Source organism: Methylophilales bacterium MBRSF5, assembly GCA_001044335.1.
Classification (GTDB): domain Bacteria; phylum Pseudomonadota; class Gammaproteobacteria; order Burkholderiales; family Methylophilaceae; genus BACL14.
On the sequence record CP011001.1, the window covers coordinates 742,524 to 756,114 of the forward strand.

General features: G+C 31.5%; 13 protein-coding genes and 1 pseudogene. 5 read left to right on the forward strand and 9 right to left on the reverse strand.

Annotation, left to right across the window (positions count from 1 at the left end; translation table 11 throughout):
- Positions 1–246 precede the first annotated feature (246 nt).
- Entirely contained in the window at positions 247–783 is a 537-nt protein-coding gene (locus UZ34_04035; GenBank protein ID AKO64575.1) for a hemoglobin domain protein, read from the forward strand.
- Positions 784–820: 37 nt separating this feature from the next.
- On the opposite strand, the gene UZ34_04040 is transcribed toward UZ34_04035, so the two are convergent.
- From UZ34_04040 to UZ34_04080, 9 genes and pseudogenes are all read right to left on the reverse strand, one after another.
- Entirely contained in the window at positions 821–1,303 is a 483-nt protein-coding gene (locus UZ34_04040; protein AKO64576.1) for a MarR family transcriptional regulator, read from the reverse strand.
- A gap of 433 nt (positions 1,304–1,736) precedes the next feature.
- Complete coding sequence (locus tag UZ34_04045; protein ID AKO64577.1) at positions 1,737–2,192, reverse strand: SsrA-binding protein; 456 nt, start codon at positions 2,190–2,192, stop codon at positions 1,737–1,739.
- Complete coding sequence (locus UZ34_04050; GenBank protein AKO65157.1) at positions 2,189–2,584, reverse strand: hypothetical protein; 396 nt, start codon at positions 2,582–2,584, stop codon at positions 2,189–2,191. Before UZ34_04050 ends, UZ34_04045 begins: the two co-directional genes overlap by 4 nt.
- A gap of 4 nt (positions 2,585–2,588) precedes the next feature.
- Positions 2,589–3,878, reverse strand: coding sequence for a hypothetical protein (locus UZ34_04055; protein ID AKO64578.1), 1,290 nt, complete (start codon positions 3,876–3,878; stop codon positions 2,589–2,591).
- Entirely contained in the window at positions 3,878–4,816 is a 939-nt protein-coding gene (locus tag UZ34_04060; GenBank protein AKO64579.1) for a hypothetical protein, read from the reverse strand. The genes UZ34_04055 and UZ34_04060 overlap by 1 nt, the downstream gene beginning before the upstream one ends.
- Positions 4,809–6,371, reverse strand: a complete 1,563-nt coding sequence (locus UZ34_04065) for a hypothetical protein (GenBank protein ID AKO64580.1) — start codon at positions 6,369–6,371, stop codon at positions 4,809–4,811. Before UZ34_04065 ends, UZ34_04060 begins: the two co-directional genes overlap by 8 nt.
- Positions 6,372–6,710, reverse strand: a pseudogene (locus tag UZ34_04070) (hypothetical protein).
- 338 nt (positions 6,711–7,048) lie between these two features.
- Positions 7,049–8,341, reverse strand: a complete 1,293-nt coding sequence (locus UZ34_04075) for a hypothetical protein (GenBank protein AKO64581.1) — start codon at positions 8,339–8,341, stop codon at positions 7,049–7,051.
- On the reverse strand, positions 8,338–9,804 hold the full coding sequence (locus tag UZ34_04080) for a hypothetical protein (protein AKO64582.1): 1,467 nt from the start codon (positions 9,802–9,804) through the stop codon (positions 8,338–8,340). Before UZ34_04080 ends, UZ34_04075 begins: the two co-directional genes overlap by 4 nt.
- Between UZ34_04080 and UZ34_04085 the strand changes: the two genes are divergently transcribed.
- The 4 genes from UZ34_04085 to guaA are packed head-to-tail and all read left to right on the forward strand — an operon-like array spanning position 9,763 to position 13,588.
- The gene (locus UZ34_04085; protein AKO64583.1) at positions 9,763–10,197 is read left to right on the forward strand and encodes a cyclase; all 435 of its coding nucleotides are present in this window, start codon (positions 9,763–9,765) and stop codon (positions 10,195–10,197) included. The two genes, UZ34_04080 and UZ34_04085, sit on opposite strands and share 42 nt — an antisense overlap.
- Positions 10,190–10,525: an RnfH gene (locus UZ34_04090; protein ID AKO64584.1), complete on the forward strand. Its 336-nt coding sequence runs from the start codon at positions 10,190–10,192 to the stop codon at positions 10,523–10,525. Before UZ34_04085 ends, UZ34_04090 begins: the two co-directional genes overlap by 8 nt.
- 41 nt (positions 10,526–10,566) lie before the next feature.
- Positions 10,567–12,027, forward strand: a complete 1,461-nt coding sequence (locus UZ34_04095; protein ID AKO64585.1) for an inosine-5-monophosphate dehydrogenase — start codon at positions 10,567–10,569, stop codon at positions 12,025–12,027.
- The gene (gene guaA, locus UZ34_04100) at positions 12,023–13,588 is read left to right on the forward strand and encodes a GMP synthase (protein ID AKO65158.1); all 1,566 of its coding nucleotides are present in this window, start codon (positions 12,023–12,025) and stop codon (positions 13,586–13,588) included. Before UZ34_04095 ends, guaA begins: the two co-directional genes overlap by 5 nt.
- The last annotated feature ends 3 nt before the right edge of the window (positions 13,589–13,591 follow it).

A 13,591-nucleotide genomic window follows, 5' to 3' on the forward strand; every position in this document is an offset into this window, starting at 1 on the left:
TACATGTTTATAAACTTAACAAATAAATAATAATAAAATTAATTACTGATAAGTAAAATTAATTAGTGTTCTGATAGTTAGTGTGCTAATAATTATATTGGTTCACAAATTATAAGGACATAAATATGTTTAAAAATACAGTTTTTGATTTATTTGTTATTCTTTATCTGCTTTTTGGAATTGCAATCTCAGTATATTTATCTCTTTATTTTGTGTTGTCTTAAAAATTCTTCGAGGAGGAATATTATGGGAAGAGTAATTTTATTTAACTCATTTGTTGCAATAAGTTTTATTTTTGCAACAATTTTTAGTCAATCTGTATTAGCTGAAGATAAAAAAGAGAGTTTGTACACGAGATTAGGTGGTATCTATAATATCGCAATCACAGTGGACCACTTGGTTGATAAACTCTATACAAATCATGCACTTAATGCTAATCCGAACATTAAAAATGTTCATGACCAAATTCATACTAAAGCGGGTTTTAAAGTTTGGTTAACCAATTGGGTTGCAAAAAGAACTGGAGGTCCAGATGTTTATAAACCTGATGAATTTGGTAGAGGTAAAAATATGAAAGATTCACACCCACATCTAAAAATTACAGATCGTGAATTTGACATTATTATGACCGAATGTTTACAAACATTCTATAACTTCAATGTACCTGATCAAGAGATATCTGAATTAATGGCTGATCTTCAAAGCTTTAGGGATGATATTGTAACTAACCCTACAGAAGGTTATAAGAGTCCTTATCAGATTCAAGAAAAATATAGAAATTAAAAGTATTTAAAAAAAAGAGGGGGTTAGCCCCTCTTTTTTATTTACACAATATTAGTTTTAAAGATTCACGATCCTCTTCGCTAATATCCATAATTTGTGATAACTCATTAAGTCTTTGTTTTAAATCATCAAAATCTTGTTTTGGTAGATGTGTTTTACAAGCAACTTTATCTTGAATTAAAGCTACTTTCTCCTCGAGGTCTCGACCTTTTTTTGTTATTGATATATTTATTAATCTTTCATCAGACTTATCTCTTTGTTTCTTGATCAAACCTTGATCGATAAGCTTCTTAATTATTGGTGTAACTGTTGGTGCATCAAGATTGAGTTTTTTTGCAATTTCACTAGCAGTAACTGTCGTATCTTCATTTTCCCACACAACCAATAAAACAAGGTATTGAGGATAGGTAATGCCAAATTCTTTTAGGTAAAACCGATAATATCGAGTAACTGCATTTGTAGCAGAATATAGTGCAAAGCAGAGTTGGTTTTTTAAAAGTAAATTGGAAAAATTTGTCATAGTTGTTAAGTTAATTGATCACTTTAAAACATTCAAGAAAATAAATAATCTATTAATATTTAATGGTGGAGCTGGGGGGAATCGAACCCCCGTCCGCGAATCCTCCGCAGATAGTTCTACATACTTAGCTTATTATTTAATTTAATTAACACTTCAGTAACAAGCAACCAAATATATTAACGAGTCACCTTAAATTTAAGAAACTACTAAGTAACCCAATAATTTCCGAGCCTCTCTGTATGACGCTGAAACCTGAGCGAGTGGCATATCAGGACAGCGTTTAGCTGGATTAAGCAGCTAAAGCGTAGTTATCGTCGTTTGCGATTACTAATTTTCTAGCTTTTTTTACGAGGACACTAGGCCTCGGTATGCCCTATTCTGTTTTGTAACCCACGTCGAAACCGGGTCAGCCCCAAAACATAATCTAATTATACTATGCTTGTTTATTGGTAGATCGTAAAATACGTTCTTTTTCACGCTGCCAATCTTTTTCTTTTTCTGTTTGACGTTTATCGTATTGCTTCTTGCCCTTTGCCAAACCGACCTGAACCTTTATTTTTCCTTTGGAAAAATGAAAGTCTAGTGGGACTAGAGTAAAGCCTGATCGTTCCACTTTACCAATGAGTTTGACGATCTCCTGACCCTTTAAAAGAAGCTTTCTAGTGCGAATCGCATCCGGTCTGATATGGGTTGAGGCGGCTCCTAAGGGTGTAATATGGCAACCTAATAAATATATTTCACCTCTTTGAATAATGACATAGGATTCTTTGATATTAATCCGATTGTCTCGTATTGCCTTCACTTCCCAACCTTCTAAAACAATACCTGCCTCATATTTCTCTTCGATGAAGTAATCATGGAAAGCTTTTTTATTAGTGATGATTGTCATTTTTTTATAAAAGTAAAATTTTTATGTAGCCAGTAACTTGAAAATACTGAACTGAGTATAGCTAAACCATGAGCAAGGTACAAATATTCGTAATCAAAATATTTATAAAAACTATTCTTTAATAAAACTGTAACAATATAAATTTGTAATAAGGCTATTACATTAACAACGAAAAAAATAGCTGGTGATCCTTCTTTATTTTCTTCATGACTAACAAATACAAAATTTTTAAAAAGATAGTAGGCAGTAATCATCCCAAGAATATAAGCAAATGTAATTGAGATATATAAATCTAAAAATGCACTAAACAATATTCTTGATGAAAAATTTACAAAAGCAGCAAAACCACCGCATGCTAAAAACAGCAGTTTCTCCTTATATTTGAAAATAATATCTTTAGAAGTATTCATTAATTATTTTTTTAGCAAACTTAATACTTTCACTGATGCCCCTATCCTCAGGGTAATAAAATGAAGTGTCTGCAACATATAATCCTTGAACAGGTAATTTCACCTCAGGAAGAATTTTTGAATGATTAATTTCACAAACAGGTTGGGAGTAAAAGTAGCGGTTAACTTTGATATCAATAAAGTCACTTTCATTTATTTGAGGATTTATTTTTTTTATATATTTTTTTACCTTTAACTTAAATGTATTATCTGAATCTTTAAATTTAGGATTATGTTGTGGCATATAAAATGGTATATAAGCAATAGAACTCTTCTCAATAGTTCGTAAATTAGAGTATTCAATAATGCCTGGAATATCCATATCATCATCATTAATATTCAACCAAAAATGATCTGTGATTTTTTTCTTTAATTTAACAATGACACAAACAACACCAATATTTTTTATCTTTTCATAGCTTGCTAATATTTTTTTTGGAAGCTGTGGAATGATTTTTGGAATATATGGAATTGGAATTGTTGATATGATATTTTCAGCTTGAATTTTTTTAGCTTTAATACTAAAGCTTATTACTTTATTATTTTTTATATTTACCTTTTCAACAGGGGTACTTAAGTGGATTTTACCGCCATTATTTAAAATAAATTCTTGCATCGCATTTAACAATGTTTGAGATCCATTTTCCAGGTAGCCAAGCTGTTCAGTAAAAATATTTTTTCTTGAAAGACCTGTTCTTTTAATTCTCGACCAGATCCATGCGGCTGAAACTTTATCACTGTACTCATAGAACTTTAGATTGAATAATTTTTTCCATAAGATATCAAATGAATGATTGCTAATTGATTTCCGCAACCAAGTTTCTGCACTGACCTGATCCAGACTCTGCCAATTTGTTCTTTTGGTGGAAATCAAGGTACTGAAAGCGTACCTAAGTTTTTCTATTGTTGAGAGATAAGGAAATTTAAGGAGATCAAATGGACCAGACCAACTGTGTATTTTGCTTTTATACCAAAAACCCATGCGAGTATTCTTCCAGTGAAATTTTTTACTTAAATTTAATTCATCAAGAATGTTAAAAAAATCACGGTCAGTTTTACAATGAAAATGATAAAACCTTTCAATATTTAGACCATTAAAATCGAAACTAGCCGTCATTCCCCCTATTCGATCATCCGCCTCATAGATAATAGGTTTATAGCCTTTTTTTATAGCGTAAAATGCAACCCCGAGCCCCATCGGGCCACTTCCTAAAATATGAATGTCTTTTTTCAAAATTAAAATCTCAATTTAATATCTCTATATTTACTATTTCCATAGGTTCTTTTCGCAGCAATTTTAAACTTTGTAGTTTTTACATTAAATATACTTTCCCAATCAACCGTTGGAAAGACTTCCGGAATGGTTAATGCTTTTAATTGATATATAGTGAAGGGAGGATTACGATCGAATAAAGCCCACATTTTTAATAAAACGTAAAAAAAGATATATGGAATTTTTATAATCAAAGTTTTTGATTTTTGGATTTTTTTAATTTCTTTAATAATTGAAATATATGTTATCTGCTCTTTTCCTGATATATCTAAAATACCTTTTCTATTGATCGATAATGTTGATGCTAAAATCTTGGCAAAGTCCTCCACAAATAACGGTTGGCGTATATATTTACCATTACCTGGAATAGGAAAGATCGGAAATTTCATCATAAAACGGCTCAGCCATCCCAAGTGTTTTCTATCGAATAACCCAAACATCAAGGTTGGCCTAAGAATAAGAATGTTTTTAGAAAATTTCTTAACCAAACTCTCTTGAGTTTTTTTTGAACGGACGTAATAATCATCAGCCATTGAGTTCACTACAGAGGAACTGACATGGGTAATATCAGAGGAAGTAATACTTTTTTTTCGAATGACTGATAACACATTTTGAGTTGAATCAATTGTATTTCTTTTAAAGTCTTGCCAATTCAGACTGCTAATCTGTGCGTGAAGTATAAAAACATGCGACTTTTTGACAAAAATATTTTCCCATTTACCTTTTATAGATAAATCATAATGATGAATCGTAATGGATGGAAATAATTTCTTTAAGAGATTTAAATTATGAAGATTTTTGTCGATAACATGAATATTGCCAATATCTTTTTCAACTAAAACCTTTACAAGGTTAATGCCAACAATCCCAGCTCCACCAGTAATAATAATTTTTTTATTCATCTATATTTTTACTTAATCTAATAAAACAATCTTTTTCGTAATCCATAATAATCGTATTATCAAGTTCGGTACCAAATATATACCCAAGAGCATGATCAGATTCTTTTATAAAGAAAGGTAGCTTTGTAAACATAGATTTTGTCGCAATAAGCCCAGATGGAAATTCATTATCATAGACATATAATACGCTTGAAGTATTTCTATCTAGCTTAAGATCGACATAGCTGTATTGCTCATTCTTGCCTTTTGTGTATTTGATTTTTGATATTCTTTCATCACACTCATTATTAGTTTTGGAAAAGGTTGGAATTAACGCTTGTTTAGTTAATTTTTTTGAAAAAAGAAATTTATTTTTTATGTGATCGTTATTCATTAAGTCATAATTCATGTGAGGAAGGATATTTCCATGATTATTAACCACAACAGCTAAATCAATATATCGTTTAAGTGTTTTATAATCTATCTCTCTGAATACTTTTAATTGATTCACAAAAAAAGAAATTAAAACAAAAATAAATATCCATCTTATGACCCTACTGGGAGTTTGAAAATATTTTTTTATATCAGAGAAAAATAGAATTGCAAATGTAACCCAATAACAAATAGTAGGCGTTGTATACCTTGATGAAACAGCATGAATGTAACCGTCCTGGTGCCTAGAAAGGCCAACAAGAACAGCAGTACCAATGAGAAAAATTAAGTAATAAAAAATTGGATTCTTATAAAATTTAGATATTTTTGTTAAAACAAATAATATTGATAAAAAACCCATACACCCAGCTAGAAATGCTCCAAAAACACCCTTGCCAACTAAGAAACTAAAGACATTCCCTAAAAATACAAAAGAAAATAAAATTACTTTTAACGGGTGATGCATCATGCTTTCGATTGGTGACATGTAACTTGGGTTACCTTGATAGCCTATAAAATAGAGAGTGAAAATTACAATTGTTAAAAATATAAATACCAAAGCTCTGAAAAAATTTTTATTTATTACATAATAAAAAGTTACCAATATGGGTATCAACAAACCGTTCCCCATAGACAGCACGGAGAATATGGAGAGGATGATAACAAATACGAAATTCCATTCTTTTTTGATTGATAAAAAGGTCAACAATGAAAAAATTTGAACCAGATAAAACTGTGATTGAAAAGCCCACGTTAAATTAGCTTTTTGACTCCAAAAAAATAACATTGAAAGAATAAAAAGAGGAAATAAGGTTTGTTCTTTTTTATTTAAATTGTTTTCAAAACTTAAGCTAGAAAATAAATTAAATAATATAAAAATAAATAAAATATGAGTAATTAATAGAAATACCTCAGAACCTCCGAATAGATGTATATCTAACCAAAATAAAATTTTTGAGGGAAGAATTCGATGCTCGTTATGAAGAGAAATAAAAGACGAGAAGTGACCTTCAGATATATCCTTAACTAGCTCATAATTTGACCAAGAATCTGCAATAGGGATTGGAGAATAATTAACATATACTCCCAGAAGTGCTAAAAATAAAATTAAAAAGCTGTATGTTTTGTAGAAATTGATTGGCATTTAGATATTCAGCTTGTTAAAAATAAAACTAGGTAATTTTTTTATAATAAACATTATTAATAGCCATTTAAATGACAAGTATGAATGATATTTTTTTGTCGAAAGTACTTTAATGATTTTTTTAGCTACTGAATTTGGATCTGCGAATACATCCTTATTTGATAAATGATTCGTCATCTTTGTTAGGGTTGGGTGAATAATAATGTTATAAAATTCAATATCTTTATTTATTTGTGCGTACTTGTGCCTCATCCCCTGGGAAAATATATCAATCGATTTTTTTGCTGCACCATATAGAAAAGTTGTCTTTCGTCCTCTTTCAGCAGAGGGGGAGTTAAAAAAAACAAACTTGCACTTTTGTGGTTTTAAGCTAAGAATCATATCTGTAAGCTTGATAGGAATTATGGTATTGATTAGAAAAATCTTATCAATGTCCTCCGCCTCATTAGACAAAAAACCATTTGCAAAAAAAACAATGTCGATCTTAATATCTTTAAATAAAGTTTTAATTTTCTGAAGAGACTTTTCGTTGTAGTTAGTCTGAAATGAACTAATTCCATTTAGCTTTAATTTTGATCTAGAAAAAGCATATACGTTAGCTTTATCTTTTTTATATAAATCAATAATATTTTGTGAAATTGTTGATGATGCACCAAAAATAACTATATTTTTTTTCATTAGAATATTTTTCTCTTCATATTGGAGGATAAATTGACATCCATGAATTTTTTAAATGTATTAAATTCAGGATAAAAATTCTGAAACATTTTCTTATCAATAAAGGCATCTTTTGCAAGGTAAGTTCTGCCCTTATAACTCTTAATAAGCAATTGCAAATCTCTAATCAAATCTGGAGTATGTTTATTATTTCTAAAATCTACTGCAACTGAAAGTCCATTTTTAGGAAAACTCAACATCCCCGATTTTTTAAATTTTGTAAACAGTTTTAAAACTACAAGAAACGAAGTTAAATTATATTTTTTTAATAAATTAAAAAACTCAACTTCAAAATTTTGTAAATTATTCACTGGTATAAGAAATTGTAGTTGAAAAAAACCACTAGTCCCGTACAACCTATTCCATCCAAGTACAGCATCCAATGGGTATAAATTTTTTACATAATGTTGAATGAATTTATTTTTTCCTAATTTGTTGATTAAATAATATAAATAATTAAAAACAGGAATAGAAAACTTATTAAACACAGGTATTAAAGGAAAGTGCCTTAAATTAATTTTTGTTTTTAAATTTTTATTCGTCTCATTTTGTTTTGTTTTTAAAAAATTGGAATTAAATATAAAGCCTCGTCCCATATATTTACTTACACAATCCATCCAGCCAACAGAATATTCATATTGATCTTCAAATTTTTTTGATAGTTTTACAAAGTCTTGCATACTATCGAAGGGTAATTTTTGAACGTCCATAAAAAGCGAACTTACTTTTTTCAAATTTATTGAAACTTCAGTAATTACGCCTGTTAAACCTAATCCACCAAATGAGGCAAAAAATAATGATTTATTATTTTTTCTAGAGCAAAGATATTCTTTACCATCTGATCTTAAAATTTTAATATAGTTAACTGATTGAATAAAAGATCCAGCAGAGTGATAATTTTTTCCATGAATATCATTTGCTACGCAACCTCCTAGAGTTACATACTGAGTCCCAGGAGAGATATTTACCACCCAAAAATATTTTGTAACAACATCATGAATTTCTTTAATTGTAATACCTGCTTGAGCTCTTAACTCACCAGTATTTTTATTAAACAATATGATCTTATTTATCTTTCTCATTGACAGAAGTGGTTTATCATCATTCAAGCAACAGTGGCTATAACTTCGTCCATTACCGTGTATCAATAATGTTTTTTTGTTTTTTGTTTGTAATTCGTCAGTGATTTCATGAAAATCTGAAAATCCATTTGATACAAAAGGCCAAAAAAGATATTTATTATTTATTTTCATACAAACAGAACAACATTAACAATTAAAAAAATTAAAAAAAGACTGACTGGATTTTTCATTGCAAATACAACCGGATCATTAACAAATCTACTCACAAATCCAGAATACCAAAGATAAATCAACCATATGTATATCAGCCCTAAAAGCGATAAAAATGTTGAGAAATTAAATTGATTTGCAATTTGAAGGTAATTATAACTATCGATAATAAGTATAAAAGAGATGAGTAAAGCTCCTAAACCAATAACTTTTAAATTTTGTTTATCTTCAGCAATGTAAGCTCTCCCTGAGTTTTTAATATTTGGTTGATTAATCAGTTCTACTATACGCTTAAGTGACCCCAGGCTAAAAAATATAAGCAAAGTAAATAATAAAAATCTTTTAGATATGATCGAATTGGGATCAATTTCAATGCCTGAAAAAATTCTTATATTAAAAAATATTGATAATGCAAAAATATCAATATATTTAATTTTTTTTAAGTAGATTGAATAAATGATATTTAACACTAAATAGGTTAAAAGAATATAAATCAATACCATGCTGCTATTTAAAACAAAACAAAGTATTAAAAATGATAAAAATAAAAGCAATAATACAGATTCTTTTATATCAAAAAAACCATTGGCAAGAGGCCTATGTTTTTTCTGAGTATGCTCTCTATCGTGAGCAAGATCAATGATGTCATTTAACACATAAACAAAAGAGGCTGTTATGGAAAAAACGAAAAAGAATATAAGATAATTTAAAAATATTGGAACATCCAAGCTTTGAAAAACAATCAATGGGTGCAAAAAAATAAGACCATTTTTACTCCATTGGTGCATCCTTATAAAATAGCTTAGATTTTTTAAGTACCCTTTATCTTTTTTAAAAATTTTATCGAAATAATTTCTAAAAATTAACTGAAGATAAATATTATTAGCCAAGATCTTTTTTCTTGCATATTTCCACACTTTAAAATCAGCAATGGAATTTCCAATGTAGTCAAATTTTTCTCTACCAAACTTTTTGATAAGAATTTTAGCTTTTTCACTTCCTACTAAATTTTGATTATTAGTTGAATTATAGATACCAGAAAAAATTGTTAATTTACTTTTAATTAACCCTATGCTTGATTTAGTTGAGCCCGTTACTAAATAAATCTCTCTCCCCTCTTTCTTTTGATTCTCCAACCAGGATATTAATGCTGTGTTAAATGGAATTTTGTCTGGGTTCGGCTTGTATGAATCTGTTATGTAGTTTTTAAAAGTTATTCGTTGAGTGATTAATTTATAAATAGCAATGAAGATATGAAAAAAATTTAATTTTATGTAGATAAGGAGTGACTCAATGAATAAATCGCTTTTTATTAACGTTCCATCTAAATCGCAAACTATAGGTGTATTCTTTTTTTTCATTACTTCTAAATTATAATAGTAATAATGATTATTAATAAAAGTGCTTTCGTATTTTTTAACCAAAAAAAAATTTTTCAACTTGTTGACGATGTTGAACATTACCCTGACTTTTTGCCCTGGTGCGGCGGAAGCAAGGTAATCAAGAGAACAGAAGAGATAACTGAAGCTACGATTGAAATTAATTTCAAAGGTGTAAAGCAGTCTTTCACAACCAGAAACGTGAAAAAACCTTTTGAAGTAATGGAGATAAACTTGGTTGACGGGCCATTTAAAAAATTAACAGGATTATGGAAGTTTGCTGATATTGATAAAAATAGTTGCAAAATTGAGCTTAGTTTAATTTACGAATTTGATAATTTGATTCTTGAGAAGTTAATTGGACCAATTTTTAATATAATAGCTAATACATTTATTGATGAATTCATAAAAGAGGCTAATAAACGATTTAATGAGTGACGATCATATTCTGATAGAGGTTGCATTTGCATCTCCAAGCAAACAATTAATAATTCCTATTAATGTTAAAAATGGAACAACGGCAAGGGAAGCTATTATTAAGTCTGGGATAAAAAAAGAATTTCCAGAAATAAATATTGATAGTGACCCTATTGGTATCTTTGGAAAACATATCACTTACGATCAAACATTAAGGGAGAAGGATCGAGTCGAAATCTACCGTCCTCTGATAGCCGACCCCAAAGAGATTCGAAGACAAAGGGCGGAACAAGGTAAAAAAATGAAAAAAGGCGGAGGAAATAATGAAGAGGACTCCTCAAAAGCCTAAGTTTTCTGTATAATCTCGTTTTGCGCGATAAGGAATTCAACATGCGTCTCTTAGAACAAGCTTTAACATTCGATGATATTTTATTAGTCCCTGCTCGATCAAATATATTACCTAAAGAAGTATCATTAGCCACACAACTAACTCAAAATATTTCAATTAATATTCCGTTGCTTTCAGCTGCCATGGACACTGTTACTGAATCTGAATTAGCGATTGCCATGGCTGAAGAAGGTGGCATTGGTATTATTCATAAAAATATGTCGCCACAACACCAGGCTGAACATGTGTCTAAGGTAAAACGATTTGAGTCTGGCGTGGTTTTAAATCCTATTGTCATTGATCCGAATATGACGGTTGATGAGGTCATCAATTTAACCAAGAAACATAAAATTTCTGGATTACCGGTGGTTGAAGGCAACAAAGTTGTCGGTATCGTCACCAACAGAGACTTAAGATTTGAAGAGAATCTAAATCAACCAGTCAAGAATGTGATGACACCACGCGAAAGATTGGTGACTGTTAATGAAAAAGCTTCTAAAGAGGAAGTGATGCGCCTGCTTCATCAATATAGGCTTGAAAGATTATTGGTGATTGATAATAACGATCAATTAAAAGGACTTATTACTGTTAAAGATATACAAAAATCCTCTGACCATCCCTTTGCATCAAAAGACAAAAAAGAAAGATTAATCGTTGGTGCTGCCGTGGGTGTCGGTGCGGATACTGAGGCACGAGTTGAACAGTTAGTCGAGTCAGGTGTAGATGTCATTGTGGTGGATACTGCTCACGGACACTCTCAAGGCGTAATAGATAGAGTGAATTGGATCAAGAAAAATTTCTCAAATACAGATGTGATTGGCGGAAATATTGCCACTGGTGATGCTGCAAGAGCACTAGTTGATGCTGGAGCAGATGCAGTCAAAGTCGGTATTGGGCCTGGGTCGATTTGTACAACAAGAATTGTTGCTGGAGTTGGTGTTCCTCAAATTACAGCTATTAATAATATTGCTGAAGCATTAAAAGCAAAAAAAATACCTCTCATTGCTGATGGTGGCATTCGTTATTCAGGTGATGTGGCTAAAGCACTTGCTGCTGGTGCATACAACGTGATGCTCGGAAGTATGTTTGCAGGCACCGAGGAAGCTCCAGGCGAAGTTGAATTGTTTCAAGGTCGTTCATATAAATCTTACAGAGGTATGGGCTCAATTGGAGCAATGCAACAAGGGTCCAAAGATCGTTATTTTCAAGACAGTGAAGACAATGCTGAAAAATTAGTACCCGAGGGTATTGAAGGTCGAGTTCCATATAAGGGTTCCGTTAAAAATGTCATTCACCAACTTATGGGCGGCTTAAGAGCGTCTATGGGGTATGTTGGAGTCGGGAATATAAAAGACATGCGAGAAAAAGCTGAATTTGTTCAGATTACAAATTCAGGTATGCGGGAATCTCATGTGCATGACGTTCAAATCACAAAAGAAGCACCAAACTACAGATTGGATTAAGTTGGATAAAATACTAATCCTAGATTTTGGTTCGCAATATACGCAGTTAATTGCCAGACGCATTCGTGAAATGAATGTATTTTGTGAAATTCATCCCTATGATGTGAGTTTAGACAAGATAGATGATTTTTCACCAAAAGCAATTATTCTCTCAGGGGGTCCTAATTCAGTCTATGAGGATGAAACACCAAAAGCTCCTCAAGAGATTTTTAATATGAATGTTCCGACCCTTGGAATCTGTTATGGAATGCAAACCTTATGTGAGCAGCTTGGTGGTAAGGTAATAAACAGTACTAAGCGTGAATTTGGTCATGCCCAAATTAGAGCGCATGGTCACTCACTCCTATTGAAAGACATTCAAGATCATACAAACCCCAATGGCCATGGATTACTTGATGTATGGATGAGTCATGGAGATAAGGTAGAAAGCATTCCAGATCAATTTAAGATCATCGCAAGTAATGACTCAACACCCATTGCTGCCATTGCTAATGATGAAAAGAAAATTTATGGTGTCCAGTTTCATCCAGAGGTCACTCATACCAGCCAAGGCGAAAAGATCTTAGCTCGATTTGTATTGGACATAGCCGATTGCAAGCCTGAATGGAACATGCCAGATTATATTGAAACAGCGATTGAGGTTATAAAAAATCAAGTTCATGATGAGCATGTGATTTTAGGACTGTCTGGTGGAGTTGACTCATCGGTTGCAGCAGCTCTGCTGCATAGAGCGATTGGTGACCAACTCACATGTATTTTTGTTGACCATGGCTTATTAAGAAAAGATGAAGCCACAAAGGTCTTGTCCTTATTTAAAGAAAATCTTGGGGTAAAAGTCATTCATGTCGATGCAACAAAAAAATTTATGGATGATTTAAAAGGTATAGATGATCCGGAAGAAAAAAGAAAAATAATTGGTAGAAACTTTGTTGAGGTCTTTCAGGATGAATCAAAAAAAATTAAAAATGCAAAATGGTTAGCTCAAGGCACTATCTATCCCGATGTGATTGAATCGGCCGGCGGTAAAACTAAAAAAGGACACAACATCAAGAGCCATCATAATGTTGGCGGATTACCAGAAACATTACACCTCAAACTGTTAGAACCTTTACGCGAATTGTTCAAGGATGAAGTCAGAAAACTCGGGGTCGCACTCGGTCTACCCAATCATATGGTGTATCGACACCCCTTTCCTGGTCCAGGTCTGGGAGTCAGAATTCTTGGAGAAGTTAAATTAGAGTATGCTGATTTATTAAGAGAGGCTGACGATATCTTTATCCAGGAATTAGAACAATCAGGCTGGTATGACAAAACCTCTCAGGCATTTTGTGTTTTCTTACCAGTAAAGTCTGTAGGTGTGATGGGCGATGGAAGAACTTATGAGTATGTGGTGGCATTACGATCGGTTGAAACAACAGATTTCATGACTGCTAAGTGGTCTGAACTACCTTACACATTATTAGCCAAAATTTCTAATCGCATCATTAATGAGGTCAAGGGTATTAATAGAGTGGTGTATGACGTCTCCGGTAAACCACCAGCTACTATTGAGTGGGAATAAAAA